At 52.6% G+C, this 18,191-nt stretch carries 22 protein-coding genes; 13 read left to right on the plus strand and 9 right to left on the minus strand.

The genetic code is table 11. The features are described 5' to 3' along the window. Genes yidD through rpmH form a run of 3 tightly spaced genes read right to left on the minus strand, consistent with a single transcriptional unit; the run spans position 1 to position 710 of the window. Positions 1–225 carry a membrane protein insertion efficiency factor YidD gene (gene yidD / locus CWO84_RS17515; RefSeq protein WP_082769240.1) on the minus strand — a complete coding sequence of 75 codons (225 nt, stop codon included), beginning with the start codon at positions 223–225 and terminating at the stop codon, positions 1–3. Continuing rightward, the gene (rnpA, locus tag CWO84_RS17520; RefSeq protein ID WP_101054201.1) at positions 207–575 is read right to left on the minus strand and encodes a ribonuclease P protein component; all 369 of its coding nucleotides are present in this window, start codon (positions 573–575) and stop codon (positions 207–209) included. Before rnpA ends, yidD begins: the two co-directional genes overlap by 19 nt. Next, positions 576–710, minus strand: a complete 135-nt coding sequence (gene rpmH, locus CWO84_RS17525) for a 50S ribosomal protein L34 (RefSeq protein WP_020483365.1) — start codon at positions 708–710, stop codon at positions 576–578. A gap of 161 nt (positions 711–871) precedes the next feature. Between rpmH and CWO84_RS17530 the strand changes: the two genes are divergently transcribed. The 11 genes from CWO84_RS17530 (at position 872) to CWO84_RS17580 (ending at position 10,253) form a co-directional block, all read left to right on the plus strand. Then, a complete protein-coding gene (locus tag CWO84_RS17530; RefSeq protein WP_033159160.1) occupies positions 872–1,264 on the plus strand; it encodes a glycine zipper family protein in 393 nt (130 codons plus the stop codon). Positions 1,265–1,286: 22 nt separating this feature from the next. Next, positions 1,287–2,321 carry an inorganic phosphate transporter gene (locus CWO84_RS17535; RefSeq protein WP_101054204.1) on the plus strand — a complete coding sequence of 345 codons (1,035 nt, stop codon included), beginning with the start codon at positions 1,287–1,289 and terminating at the stop codon, positions 2,319–2,321. Positions 2,322–2,335: 14 nt separating this feature from the next. Beyond that, positions 2,336–2,977: a DUF47 family protein gene (locus CWO84_RS17540; RefSeq protein ID WP_033159158.1), complete on the plus strand. Its 642-nt coding sequence runs from the start codon at positions 2,336–2,338 to the stop codon at positions 2,975–2,977. Positions 2,978–3,151: 174 nt separating this feature from the next. Beyond that, entirely contained in the window at positions 3,152–3,760 is a 609-nt protein-coding gene (locus tag CWO84_RS17545; RefSeq protein WP_211555157.1) for a glutathione S-transferase N-terminal domain-containing protein, read from the plus strand. Further along, positions 3,757–4,140, plus strand: a complete 384-nt coding sequence (locus CWO84_RS17550; RefSeq protein WP_033159156.1) for a ClpXP protease specificity-enhancing factor — start codon at positions 3,757–3,759, stop codon at positions 4,138–4,140. The genes CWO84_RS17545 and CWO84_RS17550 overlap by 4 nt, the downstream gene beginning before the upstream one ends. 192 nt (positions 4,141–4,332) lie before the next feature. Next, complete coding sequence (locus CWO84_RS17555; RefSeq protein ID WP_033159155.1) at positions 4,333–4,710, plus strand: 4a-hydroxytetrahydrobiopterin dehydratase; 378 nt, start codon at positions 4,333–4,335, stop codon at positions 4,708–4,710. A 9-nt stretch (positions 4,711–4,719) separates the two neighbouring features. Continuing rightward, positions 4,720–5,979 carry a formylmethanofuran dehydrogenase subunit B gene (locus CWO84_RS17560; protein ID WP_101054206.1) on the plus strand — a complete coding sequence of 420 codons (1,260 nt, stop codon included), beginning with the start codon at positions 4,720–4,722 and terminating at the stop codon, positions 5,977–5,979. 10 nt (positions 5,980–5,989) lie between these two features. Next, on the plus strand, positions 5,990–7,654 hold the full coding sequence (locus CWO84_RS17565; RefSeq protein ID WP_101054209.1) for a formylmethanofuran dehydrogenase subunit A: 1,665 nt from the start codon (positions 5,990–5,992) through the stop codon (positions 7,652–7,654). After that, positions 7,651–8,547 (plus strand): formylmethanofuran--tetrahydromethanopterin N-formyltransferase, encoded by an 897-nt coding sequence (gene fhcD / locus CWO84_RS17570; protein WP_033159152.1) that lies wholly within the window; start codon positions 7,651–7,653, stop codon positions 8,545–8,547. Before CWO84_RS17565 ends, fhcD begins: the two co-directional genes overlap by 4 nt. Next, on the plus strand, positions 8,544–9,356 hold the full coding sequence (locus CWO84_RS17575; protein WP_101054212.1) for a formylmethanofuran dehydrogenase subunit C: 813 nt from the start codon (positions 8,544–8,546) through the stop codon (positions 9,354–9,356). The genes fhcD and CWO84_RS17575 overlap by 4 nt, the downstream gene beginning before the upstream one ends. Before the next feature lie 3 nt (positions 9,357–9,359). Continuing rightward, positions 9,360–10,253 (plus strand): radical SAM protein, encoded by an 894-nt coding sequence (locus tag CWO84_RS17580; RefSeq protein WP_346426971.1) that lies wholly within the window; start codon positions 9,360–9,362, stop codon positions 10,251–10,253. Here CWO84_RS17580 and CWO84_RS17585 read toward each other — a convergent pair. The 3 genes from CWO84_RS17585 to CWO84_RS17595 form a co-directional block, all read right to left on the minus strand. Next, positions 10,250–10,504, minus strand: a complete 255-nt coding sequence (locus CWO84_RS17585) for a hypothetical protein (RefSeq protein WP_101054215.1) — start codon at positions 10,502–10,504, stop codon at positions 10,250–10,252. The genes CWO84_RS17580 and CWO84_RS17585 overlap by 4 nt on opposite strands. 112 nt (positions 10,505–10,616) lie before the next feature. Continuing rightward, positions 10,617–11,540, minus strand: a complete 924-nt coding sequence (locus CWO84_RS17590; protein WP_101054218.1) for a hypothetical protein — start codon at positions 11,538–11,540, stop codon at positions 10,617–10,619. Between the two features lie 136 nt (positions 11,541–11,676). Further along, the gene (locus CWO84_RS17595) at positions 11,677–11,880 is read right to left on the minus strand and encodes a cold-shock protein (RefSeq protein ID WP_020483379.1); all 204 of its coding nucleotides are present in this window, start codon (positions 11,878–11,880) and stop codon (positions 11,677–11,679) included. 292 nt (positions 11,881–12,172) lie between these two features. Here CWO84_RS17595 and clpB point away from each other — a divergent pair, with 292 nt between their 5' ends. Then, positions 12,173–14,746, plus strand: coding sequence for an ATP-dependent chaperone ClpB (gene clpB, locus CWO84_RS17600; RefSeq protein ID WP_033159148.1), 2,574 nt, complete (start codon positions 12,173–12,175; stop codon positions 14,744–14,746). Positions 14,747–15,101: 355 nt separating this feature from the next. Further along, positions 15,102–15,998: a choice-of-anchor A family protein gene (locus CWO84_RS17605; protein ID WP_165786370.1), complete on the plus strand. Its 897-nt coding sequence runs from the start codon at positions 15,102–15,104 to the stop codon at positions 15,996–15,998. 107 nt (positions 15,999–16,105) lie between these two features. Here CWO84_RS17605 and CWO84_RS17610 read toward each other — a convergent pair whose 3' ends face one another. The 3 genes from CWO84_RS17610 to rpsT form a co-directional block, all read right to left on the minus strand. Beyond that, positions 16,106–16,501 (minus strand): ankyrin repeat domain-containing protein, encoded by a 396-nt coding sequence (locus CWO84_RS17610; protein ID WP_117433623.1) that lies wholly within the window; start codon positions 16,499–16,501, stop codon positions 16,106–16,108. A gap of 114 nt (positions 16,502–16,615) precedes the next feature. Beyond that, a complete protein-coding gene (locus tag CWO84_RS17615) occupies positions 16,616–17,632 on the minus strand; it encodes a Gfo/Idh/MocA family oxidoreductase (RefSeq protein WP_101054224.1) in 1,017 nt (338 codons plus the stop codon). Between the two features lie 229 nt (positions 17,633–17,861). Next, the gene (rpsT, locus tag CWO84_RS17620) at positions 17,862–18,125 is read right to left on the minus strand and encodes a 30S ribosomal protein S20 (RefSeq protein ID WP_020483383.1); all 264 of its coding nucleotides are present in this window, start codon (positions 18,123–18,125) and stop codon (positions 17,862–17,864) included. Positions 18,126–18,191 lie beyond the last annotated feature (66 nt).

An 18,191-nucleotide genomic window follows, 5' to 3' on the forward strand; every position in this document is an offset into this window, starting at 1 on the left:
TTATTTACTCAATTTTTCCGGAACAGGATCAATGCCACCCTCATGAAACGGGTGGCATTTTAATAAGCGTCGAAGCGTGAGGTAAGAGCCTTTGAAAGCACCATGAATCTGGATTGCCTCTAAGCCATAACTTGAACAGCTGGGATAAAAACGACATCTGGGTCCCAGCAAAGGACTTATGAAGTATTTGTAAAGCTTGATCAGGGTTATGAGCAGGAATCGCATCGATCTACCAGTTTAAGCCAATGCCTTTCCAATGACTTCCTCAATATCGGCGAGGCCGCATTTGCTGCATCGCCTCGTGCCAAAACAACAATATCAATGCCGACGATATGTTGACGCTGTAATCTAAAACTTTCCCTGACAGCCCTTTTAATGCGGTTCCTTGCGACTGCTTTTTTTATAGTTTTTTTTGCGATGGCCAAACCCAACCGCGGATGCGGCAGGATATTGCTCGTCGCCAACACCGTAAAATATTTATCTGTGGACTTTACGGGATTGGTAAATACTTTTTTATACTCAGCGGGCGTCCCTAGCCGATACTGATCGGGAAAGCCGAAATCTTCCGCCGACAATTAAACCGTCAGCGATGCGCGGCCTTTCGCTCTGCGCGCATTGATCACTTTGCGACCGCCCACAGTAGCCATTCTGGCACGAAAGCCGTGAGTTCTAGCGCGTTTGATTTTGCTGGGTTGATAAGTTCTTTTCATGTGCTACTGCCTTTGGTGATAAAAACGGATAAAAAAGGCTGCGAATCATACGTGACAGGCTTGCCAGTGTCAATTTGACTTGTAAATTTCCAAAACAGTGCAAAATGGACTACTCTCTGGAACACTAACAATGCATTCAGCATTAATGAAGGAGACTTGTCATGCATAAATTACCGTTTAAATCGATTTTAGCAACCAGCCTGTTAGTCGCCGGTTGCGCCACCACCACCGGCTGGACTCCCACGGTGGACACCTATAACGATCCCAATGCGTTCCGCTTGAATCAGGATATGCAGGAATGCGAGCAACTGGCTTCGCAATCGTCCAGCACCGTTAAAGACACTGCCACCGGCGCAGCAGTTGGCGGCTTGATAGGCGCTGCGGGCGGCGCGGCCATTGGCGCGGTAGTCGGCAACCCCGGCACCGGTGCAGCCATTGGCGCAGCGGCCGGCGGCATTGGCGGCGGCGCTCAGCAAGGCATACAAGCCAACGACCGCTACAAAAATGCCTATCGCAACTGCCTGAGACAGCGCGGCCATAACGTCGTCAATTAATCTGCATTAAGCCGTCACTATTTTGGAGGCATTGGTTTCGTTTATCGGTGTTGCGATCATCATTGTGCTGGTATTCGATTACACCAACGGTTTTCATGATGCCTCCAATATCATTGCCAGCGTCATCGCATCCCGCGCTATGACGCCGGTGCAGGCGGTTTTAGTGGTGGCAATCTTCGAATTCCTGGGGCCGCTGCTAGGCGGAACCGCCGTCGCCAACACAGTCGGCACCCTGCTGGATCTATCCTCCATTCCCAAAGCGGATGCGCTGTTAATCGTAGCCTCCGGACTTTTCGCCGCAGTATTCTGGAATTTGGTTACTTGGTGGCGCGGCTTACCATCGTCGTCATCACACGCGCTGATGGGCGGCTTGATCGGCGCCACGCTAATCGGCATAGGCAGCAAACCCATAGATTGGGGATTCAACGCTTTAAGTGAAGGCCGCATACATGGCTTCAGTAAAATTCTACTGGCTTTATTGCTCTCGCCCGTCCTGGGCTTTCTGGTGGGCTTTATCATTCAGCGACTGACGATGTTCTTATTGCGGTCCGCATCGCCAAGCGTTAATCGGCAGCTGCGTAACGCCCAATGGCTGACCGCCGCCGCGCTGGCCTTTTCACACGGCGCCAACGACGCGCAAAAAAGCATGGGCGTGTTGACCTTGATTTTGTTACTTAGCGGGGAAATCGACAGCTTTAAAGTGCCAGGCTGGGTGATGTTGTTTTGCGCCAGCGCAATGACAGCAGGCGTATTGACCGGCGGCTGGCGTATCGTGCGGACCTTAGGTTTTGCCATTTATAAAATCCGCCCAATCCACGCGCTAAACGCACAGCTGAGCGCATGCCTGACTATTTTCGGCAGCTCACTACTCGGCGCCCCGGTGTCCACGACGCACGTTGTAGCATCGGCCATCATGGGTATTGGTGCATCTGATCGCCCCAGAGCGGTACGCTGGGGAAAAGCCTTGGAAATTTTGCGAACCTGGCTGATCACCATCCCCGGCGCGGCCATGATCGCCTGCATCAGTTTTCTGATATTCGACTACTCTCTCAAATAGCCGCTGTAATCTTCATGTCATCTCCCAAGCTTTCACTGGCCTCCCGGCTGTTTCAGCGAATATTCCCGAAAACCGCCGACTTCTATCTATTGCTGCACCAACAGTGCCAGCAGGTCTGCGTCACCGTCGATAATCTCGTCCGTTTCATGGCCAGCGAATCAGTCGAAGCCGGCAAGATGTTGAAAGAAGACGAACACGAAGCCGACCGGATCCGCATGCACAACCTACACGAACTAAACAGCTCGTTTGCCACACCGATTGATCGCGAAGACATTTATCGCGCCATCGCCTCTATGGACAGCATCGTTACCTATTGCAAAAGCACGTATAACGAGATGGAAGCCCTGGAACTGAACCCCGACAGCCATTCGCAAGCGATGGTCATTGAGTTGCAAGTGGGCATCAAAGCACTGGAGCGCGGCTTCGCCGTATTAGGCAAAGCCCCCGCCGAGGCCGAGCAACAGGCCTTTGCCGCCCGCCACTCGGAGCGCCGCATCGAGAAGATGTACCGCAAGGCCATCGCCGATTTATTCCAAGGCGATGACTACTTGAATATGTTTAAACAACGCGAACTTTATCGGCATTTGTCCAATGCCGCCGACAAGGTTCATGCCACCGCGAATGTACTGGAAGACATCATCGTCAAACTGGGCTGAATAGTGCGGCAAGCCGTTTAAAATAGCCGGGTGCAGCCCGTTATTTTCAAGGGCAGAATGCGTCCGGCATCGCCCCCAAAAGCCCCAACATCCATGCTACAATCTGCCCCGGTTTAAATCCTGTTACTCAAAGAGGTTCACTTCGTGGCAAACATCACCAGCCGAAAATCCGCAATGACTCTTTTTTCATCACCAGCCTGCATAATGAGCCACTGCGCCAGGCTAGTTGTATACGAAAAAGGCGTGCCAGCGGAAGTTGAGTTTTTCGACCCGAATGACCCGCCGGAAGATCTGCTGGAACTGAACCCCAACGGTAATGCCCCGACTTTCGTGGAACGCGACTTAGTGCTGTACGACGCCCGCATCATCATGGAATATCTGGATGAACGCTTCCCCCACCCCGCCTTGCACCAAATGGACCCGGTTTCCCGCGCCAACGCCCGGATGCTGATCAAACGCATCGATCAGGAGTGGTATCCGCTGCTGGATGACGTTCTGGTCAACGGTGACAAAAAAGCCGCGAAGGCTAAAAAACAACTCCGGGAAAGCTTACTGGCTGCCGCGCCGGTATTTGAAGCGACACCGTATTTTATGAGCGACGAGTACTCTCTGATTGATTGTGCGATGGCGCCATTCTTGTGGCGACTTCCCAGCATCGGCATTGACATTGCCGGCCTAGGCAAAGGCATCACCGCCTACGCCAACCGACTTTTCTCCAGACGGGCTTTTCAAGAAAGCCTGAGCCGCGAAGAAAAAGACATGATGCAAGCCCCAAGCAAATGACCCCACTTAAACCCTATCTGATTCGCTCCATCTACGAATGGATCGTCGACAACAGCCTGACCCCCCATCTGTTAGTCAACGCCGACTACCCCGGCGTAACGCTGCCGGGCGACTTCGTGGAAGATGGCCGAATCGTACTGAATATGCGCCCGGAAGCCATTCAAGGTTTGGTGCTCGGCAATGAAGAAATCCAATTCAACGCGCGGTTTGCCGGCAAACCCATGCGCATTATCGCGCCGTGCAAAGCGGTGTTGGCCATCTATGCCAAGGAAAATGGCAAAGGTATGATTTTCGACCCGGAAGAGAATGAGGACGAAACCCCGCCGACACCGACAGAGCCCAAACCTCCGCAAAAACCACAACTAAGAGTGGTCAAATAACAAACGCATGCCGAAAAGAATGCCTCTGCGCCGAGGCATTCCCTCAACCCGCCTAAACAAGCCAGTTAAAAAAAGCCCCCTCCAGTTGCCGACAATTGGCACTGAAATCCAGCCAAACACCTGTACACCGTAAAGACACCGACTAAACTGTGCGATAGAATGCCGAGTCACTTCAATCCGTGGGGATAATCGATGTCGCACGATACTGCCAAGGTCTATAGCGAGACCGAAATCGCCGAACGTTTAGCACAGGAACTGCCGCACTGGTATTACGAAAACGGCTGGATCCGCCGCAAAATCAAGACCAGCGGCTGGAAAGCGACTTTAATGGTGGTCAACACCGTCGGCCACTTGGCGGAAAAAGCCTGGCACCACCCGGATTTAACTGTTTCCTACGCATTCGTGATCGTCAAGTTGGTCACGCATTCGGCAAAAGGCATCACCGATAAAGATTTTCTGCTGGCCAAAAAAATTGAAGAAGTGTTGTTGTGGGATGCAGCGGAAACCTCCGCCGGCATCTTTGAAGGCACGCCCGACGATCCACGATTCAAATATATTAAAAAAGATTGAGGACTTTCCATGACTGAAATAACCGAGGTACCCAGCCCTTTTTGCGGCATGGGTACCGACGACCTGAGCATACAGGTGGACGGCACAACCTTGAAAGTGACCGCAAACGGTTGCTCGGTTAATACACCGGCATTCGAACAAGCCATAGCGGACACCGTGCCGCGCATTGCCGGACAGGCAGCGAGTTTGGAAGCGGCGACCACTAAAGCTGCGGAATTGCTACGAAACACCCATCAACCTGTGATCGGCGGCTGCGCCACCGACGTCAACGGCATGCGCGCATTGCTGGCTTTAGCCGACAAAAGCGGCGCGGTGGTCGATAACCTCAATTTTAATAACGCACGCCGCAATTTACTGGCTTTGCAAGACTCCGGCTGGATGAATACCACATTAGCCGAACTTAAAAACCGTTGCGATTTATTGCTGATAGTCGGCACCGATCTGGAAGCTTTTGCCCCGCGCTTTTTCGAGAAGTATTTGTGGAATGAGGAAGCCATGTTCCTCGACAACACGGCAAACCGGGAAATTATTTATCTGGGCAAAGCACCGTCGGGAAACGCCTCAACCTCTCCTACCGGCCAAAATGCCCGCGTACTACCTTGTGCCGACGCCGACTTACCGGATGTGGCTGCCACATTGTCGGCCCTGGTTAAAGGCCACTTGTTACACGCACAAAGTGTCGCCGGCATCGCCATTAGCGAGCTACAGCTTATCGCCGACAAACTGAAGGCCGCGCAGTATGGCGTCATTCTGTGGGGCGCGGCGGCATTGGCATTTGATCAAGCTGAGCTAACCGTGCAAACGCTATGCAATATTGTCAAAGACCTCAACCGACTGGGCACCCGTTGCTCCGGCTTTCCGTTGGGCGGCAAGGAAGGCGACCAAACCGCCAACCAAGTCTGCGGCTGGACCACCGGCTACCCGGCGCGCGTCAACTTTGCCAGAGGTTACCCCGAGTACGATCCTTATCTGTACGACTGTCAAACACTGCTAAATAACGGCGAAGCCGATGCCTTGCTGTGGGTTCAGGCCTTTAACAGCAGCGCACTGCCCCCAAAAACCCACTTACCGACTATCGTTATCGCTCGCTCCGGCATGAAGTTCGAGAAAGAGCCGGATGTGTTCATCCCGGTCGGCACGCCCGGCATCGACCATGCCGGCCACGCTTACCGCCTAGACAATGTGGTGGCGATCCGCCTGAAAAAATTGCGCGACTCCGGCCTGCCCAGTACCGCCGAAGTCCTGTCCGCTATCGAACAAGCCCTTTAGGACCAAACACATGTTGATAAAACTTACAGGTGGAACCGTTTACGATCCGGCCAGCGGCATCGACGGACAACAGCAAGACATTTACGTGCAGGACGGCCGCATTATCGATGCGCCTAAAGACGGCAGACCGGTTGACAAAGAATACGATTTGCGCGGCAAAGTAGTGATGTCGGGCGCCATCGACATGCACACCCACATCGGCGGCGGCAAAGGCAACATCGCCCGCACTCTAGTGCCGGAAGACCATCGCCAGGACCCGGTGCACCGCACGCCGATTACCCGCTCCGGTAACGGTCACGCGATGCCCAGCACTTACGTGGCCGGCTACCGCTACGCGGAAATGGGTTACACCGCCTGTTTCGAACCTGCGGTATTACCAATCAACGCCCGCCAGGCGCATATGGAAATGGGCGATACGCCGATTGTGGATAAAGGCGGCTATGTCATGTTGGGTAGCGACGACTTCCTATTACGCATGCTGACCGCCAACAAAGATCAAAAAGCCATCAATGATTATGTCGCCTGGACGCTGAACGCCGCCAAAGGCATCGGCATTAAGGTGGTCAACGCCGGCGGCATCAATGCGTTTAAATTCAACCAGCGCAAACTGGATTTGGACGAGAAGAACAGCCATTACGACGTCACGCCCCGACAAATCTTGCAAACCTTAGCTAAAGCGGTGCAAGAACTCGGCATCACTCATCCTTTACATGTGCATGGCTGCAATTTAGGCGTACCGGGCAATCTGGAAACCACCTTAAATACCATCGAAGGCATCGACGGCTTGCCGATGCACTTGACCCATATTCAGTTCCATAGCTACGGTAAAGAAGGCGATTTCAAATTCTCCTCCGGTGCCGCGCAGATCGCCGAGGCAATCAATAGCAATCCGAACATAACCGCCGACGTCGGCCAAATCCTGTTCGGCCAGACCGTCACCGCCTCCGGCGATAACATGCGCCAACACGCCAACCACCGTTTCGCCAGCCCCAATAAATGGGTGTGCATGGACATCGAATGCGATGCCGGCTGCGGCGTGGTGCCGTTTAAATACAAGGACCAAAACTTCGTCAATGCCTTACAGTGGGCCATCGGTTTAGAAATATTCCTGTTGGTCGAAGATCCTTGGCGGATCTTCCTGACCACAGACCACCCCAACGGCGCGCCGTTCACCAGCTATCCACATCTGATCCGCCTGCTGATGGACCGCAGCTTCCGCAACGACATGCTGGCGACCATCCATCCGGAAGCGCAAAAAATGACCACGCTAGCCTCGATCGAGCGCGAATACACACTAAACGAAATCGCCATCATGACCCGCGCCGGCGCAGCCCGCATCATCGGCCTGAAAGACCGTGGTGCTTTGAGTGCAGGCAACTTCGCAGACATCACTGTTTACACCGAAAACGCGGACCGCCAGACCATGTTTACCAAACCGGATTATGTTTTTAAGGACGGCGAACTGGTCGTCAAAGACGGCGAAGTGGTGAAAGTTACCTGGGGCACGACCCATATCGTCAAACCGGACTACGATCTATCCATCGAAAAAGACCTCAAACCTTATTTCGACAAATACCTGACCATGAAACTCGGCAACTTTAAAATCAGCGACGACGAAATTAGCGAAGACGGACGTGGCAGCTTGACGGCGCATCCGTTGCGAGGTGCAGCATGATCATAAATGGCGTAACCATAGACAAAACCTTCGCCGAAGCCTTTCCGATGAAGGCGACGCGCGCCATCATCACCGCGCAAAACGAAAAATGGGCGATGATTTCCGCGCAAGCGATGACCGGCTTCGCGACCTCTGTAATTGCTTGCGGCTGCGAGGCGGGCATCGAACGAGTGTTGAGCCCGAACGAAACGCCCGACGGACGGCCCGGTGTCGCCATCATGATTTACGCGATGGGCGGCAAAGGTTTGGCCAAGCAATTGGAAACCCGTGCCGGGCAATGCGTATTGACCTCGCCAACCTCGGCACTATTTGCCGGCATCGAAGGCGGCAAGCCAATTCCGTTGGGCAAAAACCTGCGTTACTTCGGCGATGGCTTTCAAATTGCAAAAAAGATCGGCGGCAAGCGCTACTGGCGAGTGCCGGTAATGGACGGCGAGTTTCTGACCGAAGCGACGACCGGCATGGTGGACGCGGTCGGCGGCGGCAACTTCCTGGTGCTGGCAGAATCGCAACCACAAGCTTTGGCAGCCTGCGAGGCGGCGATTGAGGAAATGCGCAAAATTCCGAATGTGATTATGCCCTTCCCTGGCGGCGTGGTGCGTTCCGGCTCCAAGGTTGGCTCCAAGTATGCGTCATTAGGCGCATCGACTAACGATGCCTTCTGCCCGACGTTAAAAGGCGTCACCAAAACAGATCTGTCGCCGGAAATCGAATCGGTGATGGAAATCGTCATCGACGGCTTGTGCAAGGAAGACATCGACAAAGCCATGCGCGTCGGCATCCAAGCAGTTTGCGATCTAGGCGCGGCTAACGGTATCAAGCGCATCAGCGCCGGCAACTACGGCGGTAAATTGGGACCGTTCCACTTTCATTTGCAGGAGATCATGGCATGAGCGCGTTAACCTTTACCCTGAAACAGCCAACCGACCAGCGTATCGACATGTCGCCGCTGGTTTGTCAAAAGCTGCAAGGTTTGGACGTCGATGCGATTGCCGCCATCGAACTACAGAATGGCAAAAGCCGCCGCCGGGTCGACGAGCTGTTCTACATCACCGGCATGAACACCCAAGAAATCATTATCGCCTATAGCAATAACAAGCTGGACTTCATTGGCAAGGAGTTGGACGGCGGCAGCATCAGCGTACAAGGTGATGCCGGTGCATATCTGGGCATGCAAATGAAATCAGGCACTATCAACGTCAGCGGTGACGCGGGTTTGTATGCTGCATGTGAAATGAAAAACGGCTTGATTCAAATCGAAGGCGATGCCGGCGATTTTCTGGGTGGAGCCCTACCAGGTAACAAACAAGGTATGAAAGGCGGCACGGTGCTGGTGAAAGGCAATGTCGGCCAGCGCGCCGGCGACCACATGCGTCGCGGTCAGATTTTGATCGAAGGCAATGCCGGCGATTATTGCGGCTCGCGCATGCTGGCAGGGACTATCGCGGTAATGGGCAGTACGGGCCGTTATCTGGGCTATGCGATGCGGCGCGGCACTTTGTTGCTATGGAATCAGCCGCAATTATCAGCGACCTTTAACGACTGCGGCTCCCACACACTGGCCTTCCTGCCCATACTGTTCGCATCGTTCAAATCCTTCAATTCCCGTTTTGCCGACAGTGGTGCGGCGTTTAACCGCGTGCAGCGTTACGGCGGCGATATGGCGGAAACCGGACGCGGCGAAGTGCTAGTCCGAATCTAACTCATGGCCGCGCAAACCCGTTACGGTTTGCGCGGCGCATCTCAAGTGAAACCGATACTCACCACCACCAATCACAACCGTAATGTCGCTGGCCTGAAATATGTCTACCCGGTCATCTCCCGCCGTGCGGGTGGTTTATCGATAGGTGTCAATTTCAATCCGAACAATGCCTGCAACTGGCGCTGTATTTACTGCCAAGTACCGCAGTTACAGCGCGGTAATGCGCCGGAAATGGATTTTGCCTTACTGGAGCAGGAACTGCGCTTCTTTTTAAATTACGTGCAACACGGCGATTTTTTTGAGCAATTTAACGTCGAAATCGATCACCGCGTTATCAAGGATATCGCCATTTCCGGCAACGGCGAACCGACCAGCTTAATAGATTTTGATAAAGCCGTGCATCTGATCGGCAAGATCGCCACGGAATCCGGCGTATTTCCAGCCAGCAAATTTGTATTGATCAGCAATGGCAGTTTGATACACCAATCGACAGTACAAGCGGGCTTGGCGGAATTGAGCAGACACAACGGCGAATTATGGTTCAAGCTGGATAGCGCGACCGAACAGGGCCGCAAGTTGATCAACAGCACAGGTCAAAGTCAGCAAAAGTTATTGGAACGTCTAGAAATTGCCACCAGACTTTGTCCAACCAAACTACAAACCTGCATGTTGCATTATCGGCAAGCGTGGTCTGATGGGGAAAAGCAGGCCTATTTAGCGCTTTTGCAGGAATTACAGTTTGACCAGATTAAACTGCAAGAAATTATGCTTTACAGCGTGGCCAGGCAATCGTTCCAAATGGAAGCGGACGAACTGGAAAGAATGAGCGTTGAAGAAATGAATGCGTTTGCCGCTGACATCAAAGCGCTGGGCTATGATGTCAGCGTCAGCCATTAGGCCGTCACGTCGAGAAGAGATCCGAGCGTTTTTTCATGAACCTTGATCATTTTGGCACCAGCCGAGGTTTCCAACTCAGCTTCTTTCAAGCTCAACACCGGCTTGAACAAATCAGCTGAACCGACATCTTTTGAGCCGCCGACTTCTTGAGCTTGCACCGGCAAATTCGCGATGGTTTGCGCGGCGGTACTGGCTTTTTGCTGAGCATTACTGATCAGACTGGTTGCGCTATTCAGTACATTGCTAATCATGGTACACCTCCTGCAAATCGAGCTTGCATCATACCGCTCCGGTTATCGGCTTGCCAAGCGCGGAACTTTAACTTCTCGACAGTGTTTTGCCTACCCAATCACATTTACTTAACTACTTGTCTTTCTTGGCTATTTTTACGTACAAATCCTTCAAAAACGGCAGCCCCTGATTCTGAAATTTCGACCAGACATAAACACCCGCTTGTTTCAGTACTTCACCTAATTTTTTGGCTGCGGCTTCTCCGCCAACCTGCTTAAACTTGGCTTCTACTATTGTGCTCCACTGCACTCTGGGCTGACCGTCAGCATCCAGAAACACCCTATCAAACAACCACATTTCCGCGACGGACACCGTCCACATAAACGCAAACGACACCGCCATACCGCCGCCCGCCACAATCACCAGCCAGGCGAACATCGGGTTCAGCTTCGTCAACCACCACGACAAAATATCCACCAGCAAAAACATATAGGGCATACCGATCGCAATACATTTGTACTTGATGGTACTGGTTTCCGAAAAACTGAAAATCAAGCCGACAAACATGAAAATAAAACTGATGCCGAACAAGTGAATATGTGACACCCGCGTCAGCGAACTGAAGGTCGCGCCTTCGTCTTCCTTGGTCAATTCCTTCAACACTTTAAAATCGCTCAAATCCGGGACCGGTGCGTCTTTGTTGTGACACATCACACACCGTTCCTGAATGATTTTTTCGATACCATCGTCGATAAAATCGTCCTTGTCGGCACCATCGCGTACCCATTGGATAATGGCGAACCGTTCCTGTTCGGATGCATTCTCCTTCATGGACCCGTTCAGCTTGGTTTCCAGCACGGTTCCCGAACGATTGCCGTAATAACTGTAAACAATGTCGTCTATCGACAGACCAAACTTGCCGTCAGCCATACCATGAGTAAACAGAATTTGGATCAAAGCCATCAGATAGCCAACCGCCACGGTAGTCAAATAGCCGGTAAACAGCACTTTGACCGGGGTATCCATTTGTTTTAAAGAAGAAAATTCGCGTGCCATAGTCAGTTACGCCGGTTTGGAAGGGATGGCTGCATTATAGCTTGGTTATATTGTCCTCGACCGAAAAATCCATTTTGTAACAGGCATAAAAAAGGCCCTTGCAAGCAAGAGCCTTTTTACCCGTAACCGTTAACGCTTATCTGGGCAGGACGTTCGCGGCAGTCAAACCTTTAGGACCGGATTCGATATCGAACTGAACCGACTGGCCTGGAGACAAGGTTTTAAAACCTTCGCCCTTAATTACGGAATGATGCACAAACACATCTTCCTTGCCTTCGGAAGGCTCGATAAATCCAAACCCTTTGGTGTTGTTGAACCACTTTACAGTGCCTGTTGCCATTTCTAAAACTCCTACAAAATAAAACTAATGGTTACGCAGACCGACAATATTGACAACCGGACCTGCTGACTAGCAAAGGCCATAATCCCTCAACATCTGTTATCTGAGCGCGAGCATTGTACTTTGAATCATTTATCAAGGCTACCAACGATGTCCATCTCAAGCCACCAATCAGTAGCAATAATTTCACCCGAAAAATAGTGGAATTATCCACCAGCCCTCGCTTGAAAAGCGTTACGTAGCGCCCCATCTCTGCGGCAACACAATTTATATCCCAAATGAGGTACGCAGCATGCGAATGGATAAATTAACCAGTAAATTTCAACAGGCGCTCAGCGACGCGCAAAGCATGGCCCTAGGCAAGGACCACCAGTTCATCGAGCCGGTGCACGTAATGTTGGCGTTGATCGATCAGGAAGGCGGCAGTATCAAACCTTTACTGATGCAGGTTGGCATCCAGGTCAACGCCTTGCGCAATGAGCTAAGCAAGGAAATTGATCGTCTGGCCAGCGTCTCCGGCGCCGGCGGCGATGTGCAGATTTCCAACGAATTGTCGCGGATGTTGAATCTGACCGACAAACTGGCGCAGAAACGTAAAGATGCGTTCATCTCCAGCGAATTATTTTTGCTGGCAGCCCTGGAAGCCAGCGGCTCCTTACAAAAAATCCTCAAGCAAGCAGGCGTCACCGCTTCGGCCGTGGAAAAAGCCATCGAAAACATGCGCGGCGGCCAGAACGTCAACGATGCCAACGCCGAAGATCAACGCCAGGCCTTGAAAAAATACACCATCAACCTGACCGAACGTGCCGAACAAGGCAAGCTGGACCCGGTGATCGGTCGTGACGACGAAATCCGCCGCACCATCCAGGTCTTGCAACGCCGCACCAAAAACAACCCGGTGCTGATCGGCGAGCCGGGCGTCGGCAAAACTGCCATTGTCGAGGGTCTGGCGCAACGTATCGTTAACGGCGAAGTGCCGGAAGGTATCAAAGGTAAGCAACTATTGTCGCTAGACATGGCGGCATTAATCGCCGGCGCCAAGTTTCGCGGCGAGTTTGAGGAGCGTCTGAAAGCCGTACTTAATGACGTTGCCAAACAGGAAGGCCAGATCATCCTGTTCATCGACGAGCTGCACACCATGGTCGGCGCCGGCAAGGCCGAAGGCGCGATGGACGCCGGCAATATGCTGAAACCCGCTCTAGCTCGCGGCGAACTGCATTGCGTCGGCGCCACAACGCTGGACGAATATCGGCAATACATAGAAAAAGACGCCGCATTGGAACGCCGTTTTCAAAAAGTACTGGTCGACGAACCGAGCGTCGAAGACACCATCGCCATCTTGCGTGGCTTGAAAGAACGTTACGAAATCCACCACAGCGTCGACATCACCGACCCGGCCATCGTTGCCGCCGCCATGCTGTCGCACCGCTACATTTCCGATCGGCAATTGCCGGACAAAGCCATCGACTTGATCGACGAAGCCGCCAGCCGGATCCGGATGGAAATGGACTCCAAACCGGAATCGATGGATAAACTTGACAGGCGTTTGATTCAATTGAAAATCGAACGCGAGGCCATGAAAAACGAAAGCGACGCGGCCTCAAAAAAACGCCTGGAAATCCTGCAAGTGGAAATCGCCGACTTGGAAAAAGAATATTCCGATTTGGAAGAAATCTGGAAAGCCGAGAAAGCGGCATTGCAAGGCACTGCAACGATCAAGGAACGCCTGGAACATGCCCGCCTGGAACTGGAAGCGGCCCGCCGCAGCCAGGATTACGCGCGGATGTCCGAGCTGCAATACGGCGACATACCCAAACTGGAGAAAGAACTGGACTTGGCTTCGCAAGCAGAAATGCAGGAAACCACCCTGCTGCGCAGCAAGGTCACGGAAGAAGAAATCGCCGAAGTGGTTTCGAAATGGACCGGCATTCCGGTCTCGAAAATGATGGAAGGTGAGCGCGAAAAATTGCTGCGCATGGAAGAAGAGCTGGGCAAACGGGTGATCGGCCAAACCGAGGCCTTGAAAGCCGTCAGCAACGCGATCCGCCGCTCCCGCGCCGGCCTGTCGGACCCGAACCGGCCCAACGGCTCGTTCCTATTCTTGGGGCCGACAGGAGTCGGTAAGACCGAGCTTTGCAAGGCTTTGGCCGAATTCATGTTCGATACCGAGGAAGCAATGGTGCGCATCGACATGTCGGAGTTCATGGAGAAACATTCCGTGGCCCGTTTGATCGGCGCACCTCCCGGCTATGTCGGTTATGAAGAAGGCGGCTATCTAACTGAGGCCGTGCGCCGGAAACCCTACTCGGTCATCCTGCTTGACGAAATCGAGAAAGCCCATAACGATGTGTTTAACGTATTGCTGCAAGTGCTTGACGACGGCCGTTTGACGGATGGACAGGGTCGCACCGTCGACTTTAAAAACACGGTGGTGGTAATGACGTCGAACCTGGGCTCCAGCGTGATCCAGGAACTGGCGGGCGAAGACAACTATGTCGAAATGAAAGATGCGGTGATGGAGATTGTAGCTCAGCATTTCCGACCGGAATTCATCAATCGGGTCGATGAAGCAGTGGTCTTCCATCCGCTCGGCCAGGGCCAAATCCGCGCCATCTGTAAAATTCAGATCGAATTGTTGCGCCGTCGTCTCCAGGAAAAAGACATTGGTCTGGAAGTCAGCGAAACCGCACTGGATCTACTCGGCGAAGCCGGTTTCGATCCGGTTTACGGCGCACGGCCTTTGAAACGGGCGATACAACGGCAATTGGAAAATCCGCTGGCTAATGAGATTTTGTCAGGACGCTTCATCCCTGGGGACTCGATCAAAATCGATGTCGCAAATGACGGATTGACATTTAGCCAATAAAAACGGCTTCGAATAAGCTGCCGGGTTAGCAGTTTGCTAACCCGGTAGTCACCTGTACCAACGGCCGTATCGCCCGAAATTCAAATCAGATAGAATGGACGCCGGAAGTGCATGGTTTATCGCCGCAATCCGGGATAACCGACTATTAACGGCTCGTCACTTAATATAGGTCTCGAATCGGTAAAAGCCAACTTCTCCGGTCGACCAACGGCGTGGTCAAGTATTTGTCATCACGCTCTTATTTGAACCGTCGGTTTTGCTTAAGACATTTCCGCATGGGAAAGGATATTGTCGAGACATTATCAATTTAAGGCATCCCGCCATCATACTTATTCAAGGTTAAAGGAAAATGCGTTTGTCACACACTATAGCAACTACTAGTTTATTATTGGCTGCCGCCATCTCTCCAGCCCATGCAGCCTTGGTAGGGCCGGCCAGCGACTACAATGTTTTCGTATTCGGCAACTTCATCAGCTCAAATTCCGATACAGAGGGCAACTTGGCTGCCGGCGGCAATATTACATTGGCCAACTATTCGGTGGCCTCGCAAATCAGTGGCAACGCAGCCCGTTTGGTCGTCAACGGCACGCTTACCGCCAACAACGGCGGTGTAGGCAACGGTCAGAACGGCAGCATCTATGCAGGCGGCACCCTGCTAAGCAGCTTTACCGCCAATGGCGGCGTCTTCGCGCAAACATTGGTGGATTTTTCCGGTGCGCAAACCCAATATCAAAATATCTCCAACGCCTGGAACGCTTTGACCGCCAACGGCAGTGTCGGCAACAATTACGGTACGCTGAATCTGACCGGCAACAATAGCGAACTCAACGTGTTTGACATAGACGGCGCCGAACTGACCGCGAGCAATACGATCAACATCAGCGCTCCAAGCAATTCCACGGTATTGATCAATGTCAGCGGCACCGGCCAGATATTTCAAAACGGCCAAGTCAATCTTAACGGCATCGACGCCACACACGTCATCTACAATTTCTATGACGCAACGTCGTTAACGTTAGCGGGCAGCAAGAACCCTCAGGGCTCGATTCTAGCGCCCTGGGCCAACGTATTCGGCGGTTACGGACAATTGAACGGCCAATTGGTTGCTCAGTCGTTTGCCGGCAATATCGAATTCCACAACCAGCTGTTCGCCAGCAATATTGCCGCAGTGCCCGTACCAGCGGCGATTTGGTTGTTCGGCTCTGCCTTAGGTATTTTGGGAATCAACGGCCGGAAAAAACTCGCGCGTTAAGTCTCCGCGTGACTCCCTTAAGCTAACTCGAGGGAGTCACGCCCATCTTTTCTCGTCGAAAAATCTTGGCATCCCCGCTAATCGCTCAATCTGTGCGCACGCGATGGCTATTCCTTGGCCCCCGCCCGCACCAGCATATCTGCAATTTCCCAATGGCCTCGTGTTCTAGCAAACTGCAGCGCATTTGCTGTCGGCTTAGCGCCGTTCGCCAATAGCAGTTCCACCATTTCCGTCCGCCCTCTACCGGCCGCCAACCCCAAAGCGGCACTATCGCCAGCGTTGATATCCATTCCCGCATCCAGAAATAATCGCACCGCCGCCATATCGCCGGCTCCAGCCGAGGTCGCGAATTGCTGTGCCGTGTATTCAACACCCATTTGCTGCAAATCTTTCCGGGCTTGTACCACGTCAACGGCGCATGCAGAACCCACTTGAAGAACACTCAGCATCACGACGATACGTAAGGCATCACACCGAACAATTTTGGATAATATTTCGTTCATCGACAAGCTCCTGAGGCCGCAAACTCATATGAATTAAACGCGAACGAGGCTCAAAGACATGGCCTTTTTGCAGAGTTTGACAGCACTCGCTCAGACGTCCTCGCCTTGTTGCCATTAAATTTCGACGACCCGACCTTCCGCCGCCGATTGCAATGCGGCCACTATCGTTCTGCAATTGTCGCGGGCATCGGCTAGGGACAACTGCGGCCCCTTACCGCTCAGCACGCAATTGCTGAAATGCTCAATCTCCAGGCGGAAGTGATTGGAAGCCGGCAAACGCTCTTCGGACTGGCGACCGTCCTCGGTCCACCAAGAAATCACTGGCACATCACCGGGCAATTGCCAAACCACATGACATTTGATACCCCCTTGGGTACCGATGATTTCGTATTCGCAGCGCCGAGCCCGTTCAAAGCTGAAATCGAAATGCGCAAATTTGCCTTCGCCAAAATCCAGCACGCCGCTAGTGGCGATGTCGGCGCCGCTTTCCACGTATTTAGACAACGCCGTTACCCGGCAAGGGGATTGCTGAAAAAACATGCGTAGCGAATGAATTGCATAGCAGCCGATATCCCACATCGCGCCACCGCCGTGCGAAACATCGTCGGCTAAACGATACATCCGGGCCGGGCGCATCATGAACGAATAGCTGGCACGTACTGATCGAATTTCACCTATCAGTCCGGAACCGATCAACTCCAATACTCGGGCATGTTGCGGATGGAATCGATACATAAAGCCTTCCATCACGGTCACCCCGTAACGGCGAGCAGCGGTTTCAATTGCATCGATATCGGCAACTGTCAGCGCCATCGGTTTTTCGCACAGCACATGCTTGCGATGCTCGATGGCACGTAAAGTCCATTCAGCGTGTTCATGATTGGCCATTGGCAAATAAATGGCTTGTACGTCATCGTCGTTGAGCAGAGAATCTAAATTGTCGTAACTCTGTATCTCAGGGTGGCAGGGGGCATACTTAGCCAACGTTTGCGCCGCAGCCCCGGGACGGCGGCTGGCGATACCAATCAGTTCGGCATTGGATGCTTCGACTATTGCCGGCAATAAGCGTTCGTTGATGCGGGCCGCGCCGAGAATGCCCCAACGCAGTTTGGCTTGGTCTTGGTTATTCATGACAGTACCTTAGGCTGATGAGCTGAAAGCTATCAGATTAGCAGCATGTCCACGCGCCGCAAGCAACTTATTCCAAATAAGTTGCTTGAAAGCTAACAACCTTTGATTATCGGAAAGATTAGGAACCAGAGCATCTGGTATCTGCGCGAGATAAAACCGCCGCGCATAAAAAAGGCCCAAGCAACATCTGTTGCATAGGCCTTGCTGATCTATCGACTTTGCGTCGAGATCAAGCCATTGCGCGCAATCTGTCGTTAAGTCTGCTTTTGCTGCGAGCGGCTTTATTTTTGTGGATCAGGCCTTTGTTAACAGCCGAATCAATTACAGGAACAGCGGTTTTAAACGCGGCTTGAGCTTGCTCTTTATCGCCTGCTCTAACAGCGGCGATCACTTTTTTAACGAAAGTGCGTAAGTTGCTGCGCTGTCCGGCATTGCGAATACGGCTTTTCTCAGCCTGACGCGCTCTTTTTCTAGCTTGTGGTGAATTAGCCATAGTCTATCAGTTCTTTTGAGTTAATCTGGAACCGCGTATTATCATTTTGGATGCTATGATTGTCAA

This window comes from Methylomonas sp. Kb3, assembly GCF_002834115.1.
In the GTDB taxonomy this organism is placed as follows: domain Bacteria; phylum Pseudomonadota; class Gammaproteobacteria; order Methylococcales; family Methylomonadaceae; genus Methylomonas; species Methylomonas defluvii.